The 6,308-nt window shown below is 70.2% G+C and carries 3 protein-coding genes; all 3 read right to left on the bottom strand.

Features of this window, described 5'->3' with window-relative positions:
* Positions 1-856, bottom strand: an 856-nt coding sequence (locus ACTIDRAF_RS0225925; protein ID WP_026066509.1) for a hypothetical protein, incomplete at its 3' end; no start/stop codon positions are given.
* Between the two features lie 109 nt (positions 857-965).
* The gene (locus tag ACTIDRAF_RS0225920) at positions 966-2,303 is read right to left on the bottom strand and encodes a serine hydrolase domain-containing protein (protein WP_026066508.1); all 1,338 of its coding nucleotides are present in this window, start codon (positions 2,301-2,303) and stop codon (positions 966-968) included.
* Positions 2,304-2,714: 411 nt separating this feature from the next.
* Positions 2,715-6,308: non-ribosomal peptide synthetase (locus tag ACTIDRAF_RS31495; RefSeq protein ID WP_016701546.1), on the bottom strand; the 3,594-nt coding region annotated here is incomplete at its 5' end.

Raw genomic sequence — 6,308 nt, 5'->3', positions numbered from 1 at the left:
GGCACTCGACCACCCGCGCGGCGAACACCCCGGTGACCGTCTCCACCGGCAGCACCCGGTCGGTGGCGATCACGTGCTCTTCGGTGTGGCGCCGTTCCGACGCGCGCAGGAGATCCCGCACCGGCTGCTCAGGGTGGTCGGCGATGGACCGAAGCAGGAGCACGAGCTGCCGTCCCAGGCCAGTCGCGTGTTGCCCGTCCAGCACCTCGGTGCCGCCGATCACCCCGAACACCCCGTCGGCGGCCGTCCACAGATCGAGCGCGAGGGCACCGGTGGACTGGTCGGAGCGCGAATCTCGGGCGACCGGGGCGCCGTGAATGCGGATCACGATGCGTGGAGAAGAGGCGGGGCGCGTCCCCGCTGCGGTCGAGGAGTGGCGTACAGGAGCAGGCTGGGTGAGGTCAGCGGCCGTGGTACCGAGGGCCTTGCCTTGGACGAGGTGACTGCGCAGGGCCCCGAGCAGCTCGGCTGCCTCCTGTTTCGGGCTGATCTCGCTCGCGGGGATGACGGTCGAGGCGGAGAACTGCCCCGCCGTGGCGTCGCTCGACGAATGCGCCGGGTCCCCTGGTTCGGACTGGCGCATGACGTGGACCGAAGGACTCGGACCGTCGTGCTGACTGGCGTACAGCGCCCGTGCGGACGTGATCAGAGCGGGAAGGACCGCATCCCACGGGTGAGCGGGTTCTTCCCGCCTGGTGGGAGCGTCGCCGTGCTCCGCTGTCGTCGTCGCCGCCCCCGGGTGGTGGTCGTGTTGGAGTGCGTCCAGCCGGCGCACGAGGTCGGCCGGCACCACGAGCGGGGCGAAGCGGCGGGGGCCGGGGGCGGAGACCTGGACAGCATGCGGTTCGGTGGTCATCTCTGGTACTTCGCTCCTGTCGGTTGGCCGCCGCCTGGTGTTCGTCGTGCCGTGCCAGGCGTTCCACTCCGGCCAACCAGCGAAGCCTGGCGGTGTTCGCTCGACGTGGTCAGGACCGCCGGTACGAGCGTCCGCCGTACTGCAGCAGGGTGACGGCGCCGGTCGCGGCGTCACGGACGAACCGACCACCGATGTCGGCGGCGTCGAAGTCCTCCTCGCGTGCGAGGAAGACGTCGTCCTGGTGCATCGCCAGCCGAACGTGGAAACCGTCGGTCCTGGTCAGCGCGAGTCCGCCTTCGGGGTCCGACTCCACCCGGAAGGGGATGTTGCCGTTGACGTAGTCGCCGGTGTAGTCAGCGGGGTCGGCCACCTCGACGGGGTTGGTGGCGGGCACGGTGTAGTGCCCGACCGCGATCCCGGCGTCGCGGAGGCTCTCGACGAGGTCGGCCCAGAGCAGGAGTCCGGTGGTTCCGTTGGCGGTCATCGCGAGTGCCGTGTTCTGCTCGGCGTTGGCCCGGAGGTGGCAGCTGGTGCCGTCGACGGTTCCGTCGTGGCCGAACCAGGTCGTCCCGTCGGCGCCCTGGTACTTCATCAGACCGAGACCCCAGGCGTCAGCGAGGCCGAAGGGTTCGGCGCCGTGGGCGGTAGCGCGCATGTTCCGGGCGGCGTCATCGGGAAGCAGGTCGGCGTGGTCGAAGCCGTCGCGGTCCTCGAGTTGCAGCCGGGCGAGGGTGACCAGGTCGGACGCGCTGCCGGCGAGGCCTCCTGCGGCGCTGGCGGAGAGGGGGAGGAACAGGTCGACGGCCGCGACGTCACCGGTTTCCACACGTACCGTGTGGCCGCCCACGACGGAGGAGCGTTCGCTGAGCGGCCGGGGGTCGAAGAGGAACGCCGGGGTGATGCCGAGGGGCCGGAGGAGGCAGGTTTCGACGGCGGTCCACCAGTCCATGCCGGAGACCCTCTCGACCAGGTGGCCGACCAGGCAGTAGCCCACGTTGGAGTAGGAGAAGGCCTCGCCGGGCGGGAAGATGTTGTCCACGCCGGCGGCGGCCTGGGCGTACCGCTGGTAGGAGGCGGTCCGCATGTCGGGGAAGTCGATCTCTGTCACCAGGCCACCGGTGTGGCTGAGGAGCTGCCGGGGGGTGATCCGCCCGATCTGGGGGTTGGCCGCACCGCGGAGAGCGGGGACGTACTCGGAGATCGGGGTGTCGAGGTCGATGTCCCCGTCGGAGACGAACTGCATGGCGAGGGTCGCGGTCACGAACTTGGTGACGGAACCGAACGGAAAGGCGGAGTTCCTGGTGACGGGGCTGGGACGGTCGTGGTGCTGGTGGCCGACTTCGACGGTGCGCAGTTCGCCGTTGTCGTAGAGAGCCAACTGGGCCCCGGGAACCCGGTACTGATGCACCAGCTTCTCGAACACGTCTGCCAGTTGAGTTGACTCCATGCCACCTTCCCCGGGCACCGGACGGTGGGCGTGGGTGTCGAGCGTTGACACCCGTTCCCCCGTTGCGGACGGACTTCTCGTCTGGTTCGGTGGTGGACCGGCCGCGCCCCTCCGCCCCCTGGGGGCCGGACGTTCCCGTTTGCCCGCCAACAATCCGCAACCAGGCTCTACCAGGTGGTTCGGACTCGCAACGACCTTCGCCCTTCCCCAAAACCCTCTGGTCGAGTTCCTTTTCGGGTGGTTGTGCCGTGGTGTGCGATCGGTGGGTTTTCGGAAATGCGGCGGACTTCCGGGACGCGGGCGAACCGGATTTCGAGGGCAGGCGCGTCAACGGTTTCGTCAAGTCGATGCCGCTTTCCGTTGACGCGCCCGTCCACCGTTCCCAATGGTGCTCGGGCCCGGGTGTTGCTGTCAGTCCGCCTCCTCGGTGCTGTCGCGCATTTCCTCCGCCACACGGCGTCCGATTTCCGCGAGCGGTCCTGGTTGGGCCATGTCGAGGTGTGCGCAGTGGACTTCGTGTGTCGTCACCGTCCCCTGGACGTAAGCGGTCCAGGCTTCGGCGGTGGGGGCGTCCTCCACGCGGTCCACGGTGGCGGGGAACAGCAGGACGTCGCCGACGAACCGCCCCGGGGTGAACTTCGCGACGAGGTCGCTGCTGTTCAGGTAGACATCCAGCATCGCCTGGACGTCGCGTTCGGCGAGGCCCGCGAGGGTTCCGTTCCCGAGTGCGGCGGCGACGACGTCGTCGCGGGTGAGGGGCACGTCCTCGGGTCCGGGCACTCCGAAAACCTGGAGCAGTTCCCGCAGGGTTTCCTGCTCGGTGGCCTGGCGGCCCTCGATCGTCGCCGTCACCGGGTAGCTGTCGAGGAGTGCGAGGAGCCCGACCTCCTCCCCGTCGGCCTGGAGGCGGGTCGCGATGGCGTGGGCGACCACGCCTCCGAAGGACCAGCCAAGCAGGTGGTAGGGGCCGTGGGGGCGGACCGTCCTGATCTGGGCCAGGTAGTCATCGGCCATCTCCTCGATGCTCCCGGGGAGAGCGCCCGGTTCCCCGATCCCCCTCGCCTGGAGGCCGTAGATCGGCTGATCGCCGTCGAGGGTGTTCTGGAGCCCGGCATAGCACCAGCTCATTCCCCCGGCGGGGTGCACGCAGAACAGGGGTGGCCTGCTGCCTCGGGTGCGGAGGGGGAGCAGGACGTCGAGGGCACCCTCGTCCACCTCGGTGCCCAGGCGCGCCGCCAGCTCGGCGACGGTCGGCGCTTCGAAGACGGTGCGCACGGCGAGGTCGACGCCGAGGAGGGCGCGGACCCGGCTGACGAGTTCGGTCGCCAGCAGCGAGTGGCCGCCGAGGTCGAAGAAGCTGTCGTCGGCGAAGACCCGTTCGACACCGAGGACATCCCCGAAGAGTGCGCACAGCGCCTCCTCGCGTGGGGTGATCGGGATCCGCCCTGAGGTGGTTGCGGTGTGGTCGGGTGCGGGGAGTGCTTCCCGGTCCAGTTTTCCGTTGCTGGTGAGCGGGAGCTCCCCGAGGGTGACGACGGCCGCGGGCACCATGTGCTCGGGCAGTGTCCGGCGGAGCTGTTCCCGCAGCGCGCTCGACCCCGCAGCGCCCGTCGGGGTGCCCTCCGCGTCGGTTGCCGCGTCGTTGGTGGCGTGGTTCGCCTCCGGTACCACGTAGCCGACGAGTTGCTGGCGGCCTGGTTGGTCCTCCCGAACGACGACCGCCGCGTGGGCGACGTCCGGGAGTTCGGTCAGGGCGTTTTCGATCTCACCCAGTTCAATGCGAAATCCGCGGAGTTTGACCTGGTCGTCAGCTCGTCCGACGAACGCCAGGGAGCCGGATGGCAGCCAGCGCGCCACGTCCCCGGTGCGATACATCCTGGCGCCAGGACCGGCGGCGAACGGGTCGGCGACAAAGCGTTGGGCGGTCAGTCCGCGGCGGTCGAGGTAGCCGCGTGCGAGACCGTCGCCGGCCAGGTACACCTCGCCGGCGACGCCGACGGGGACCGGGCGCAGGGACGGGTCGAGTACGTAGGCCCTGGTGTTGCGGATGGGTCCGCCCAGCGGCGGCACCGCGGTGCCCTCGGCGAGGGTGCCCGCGGTGGACCAGACGGTCGCCTCGGTGGCGCCGTAGAGGTTCAACATCCGGCGGCCGGGTGCCCACCTGCCGATGAGGTCGGCGCCGCAGGCCTCACCGCCGACCAGGACCGTGACGAGGTCGGGGAGGTCGGTCGCTGGGACGTTCCCGAGCGCGGTGGGTGGGATGAGGGCGTGGGTGATGCGGTGCTCGGACAGGAACTGGGCGAGATCGGCGCCCACGACGGGACCGGACTGCTCGGGTTGGACGAGGACTCCGCCGCTGGCGAGGGCCATGAGCATCTCCATGACCGAGGCGTCGAAACTGGGGGACGCCAGCGAGGCGACACGGGAGTCCGTGGTGAGCCGGAACCGGTCGATCTGCTCCTCGGCGAGTCCGGTGAGTCCGGCGTGGGGGATGACCACGCCCTTCGGGCGGCCGGTTGAGCCGGACGTGTAGATGACGTACGCGGCGTTGTCCAGGTGCGGTGTGCGCAATGGTCGGGAGACCGGCCGCGCGGCGACCGTGTTCCTGGTCGTCTCGTCGTCGAGGAGGAGCAGGGGAACGGTGGTGTCGAGGTCGCCGTGGTGTGCCTCCTCGGTGACCAGGAGCGCGGCCTGGCTGTCCTCCAGCAGGTACCGCACCCGGTCGGCCGGGTAGTGGGGGTCCACGGGGACCCAGGCTCCGCCGGCCTTGAGGACGGCGAGAACGGTGACGACGAGTTCCGGGGTGCGGGGCAGCAGCAGCGCCACCCTGGTCTCCGGGCCGACACCGAGCTCGATGAGGTGGTGGGCGAGCTGGTTCGCCCTGGTGTCCAGGTCGGTGTAGGTGAGGGTGGTGCCCCCGTGCCGCACGGCTTCGCCGTCCCCGACCGAGTCGACGGTGCGTTCCACGAGGGTGGGCAGCGGCACGGCGTCGGTGAGGTGCGCGGTGTCGTTCCAGTCGTGCAGGATCGTGCGACGTTCCTCCTGACCGAGGATGTCGAGGTTGTCGATGGTGCGCTCGGGATGGGCGGTGGCCTCGGTCAGGAGTCGGAGGAACCGGCCGATGAGGGCGCTGATGGTGGAGGGGTCGAAGAGCGCCGTGGAGTACTCTACGAGCCCTTCCATGCCGGTGAGGGCGCCGTCGGGCGTGCGGTACTCGTTGAGGCTGATGGACAGGTCGAACTTCGCGACCTTGCCACCGGTCGGTTCGGACTCCACGATGGCGCCGGGGAAGTCCAGGTCCGGCCTGGCGGTGGACTGGAAGGCCAGTGCCACCTGGAACAGCGGGTGCCGGGACAGGGACCTGGTCGGGTTGAGGACCTCCACCAACCGTTCGAAGGGCAGGTCCTGGTGGGCGTAGGCCGCCAGGTCGGTCCGCCGCACCCGGTGCAGCAACTCCCGGAACGAGGGATCCCCGGACGTGTCGGTCCGCAACACCAGGGTGTTGACGAAGAACCCGACCAGCTCCTCCAGCTCCTCGTCGGGGCGGCCCGCCACCGGCGTGCCCAACGGGATGTCCGTGCCCGCCCCCAACCGGGTCAGCAACGCGGCCAACCCCGCCTGGAGCACCATGAAGACGCTGACACCGCACTCCGCCGCCAGGTCGACGATCCTGGCGTGCAGCCCCGCGTCGATCTCGAAGGGGACCGCGTCTCCCCGGTAGCTGGCGACCCGTGGGCGGGGGTGGTCCGTCGGGAGTTCGAGCAGGTCGGGCAGGCCGGCCAGTGCGGTTCGCCAGTAGTCGAGCTGCTGGGAGATCGGGCTGTCTGGTTCGTCCTCGCTGCCCAGCAGTTCCCGCTGCCACAGCGTGTAGTCGGCGTACTGCACGGGCAGCGGCTCCCAGGTGGGCGCGTCGTGGGAGGCCCGGGCCGCGTACGCGGCGCCGAGGTCGCGGATGAGCGGGGTCATGGACCAGCCGTCACCGGCGATGTGGTGCAACACCACCGA

Source organism: Actinoalloteichus spitiensis RMV-1378 (assembly GCF_000239155.1).
GTDB lineage: Bacteria > Actinomycetota > Actinomycetes > Mycobacteriales > Pseudonocardiaceae > Actinoalloteichus_B > Actinoalloteichus_B spitiensis.
The sequence above is the reverse complement of the archived record's forward strand: the minus strand, read 5'-3'. Positions and strand labels throughout refer to the sequence as shown.

Coding starts and splice junctions, on each gene's coding strand:
- ACTIDRAF_RS0225920 (WP_026066508.1), bottom strand. CDS start 2,303: ATGGAGTCAACTCAACTGGCAGACGTGTTCGAGAAGCTGGTGCATCAG.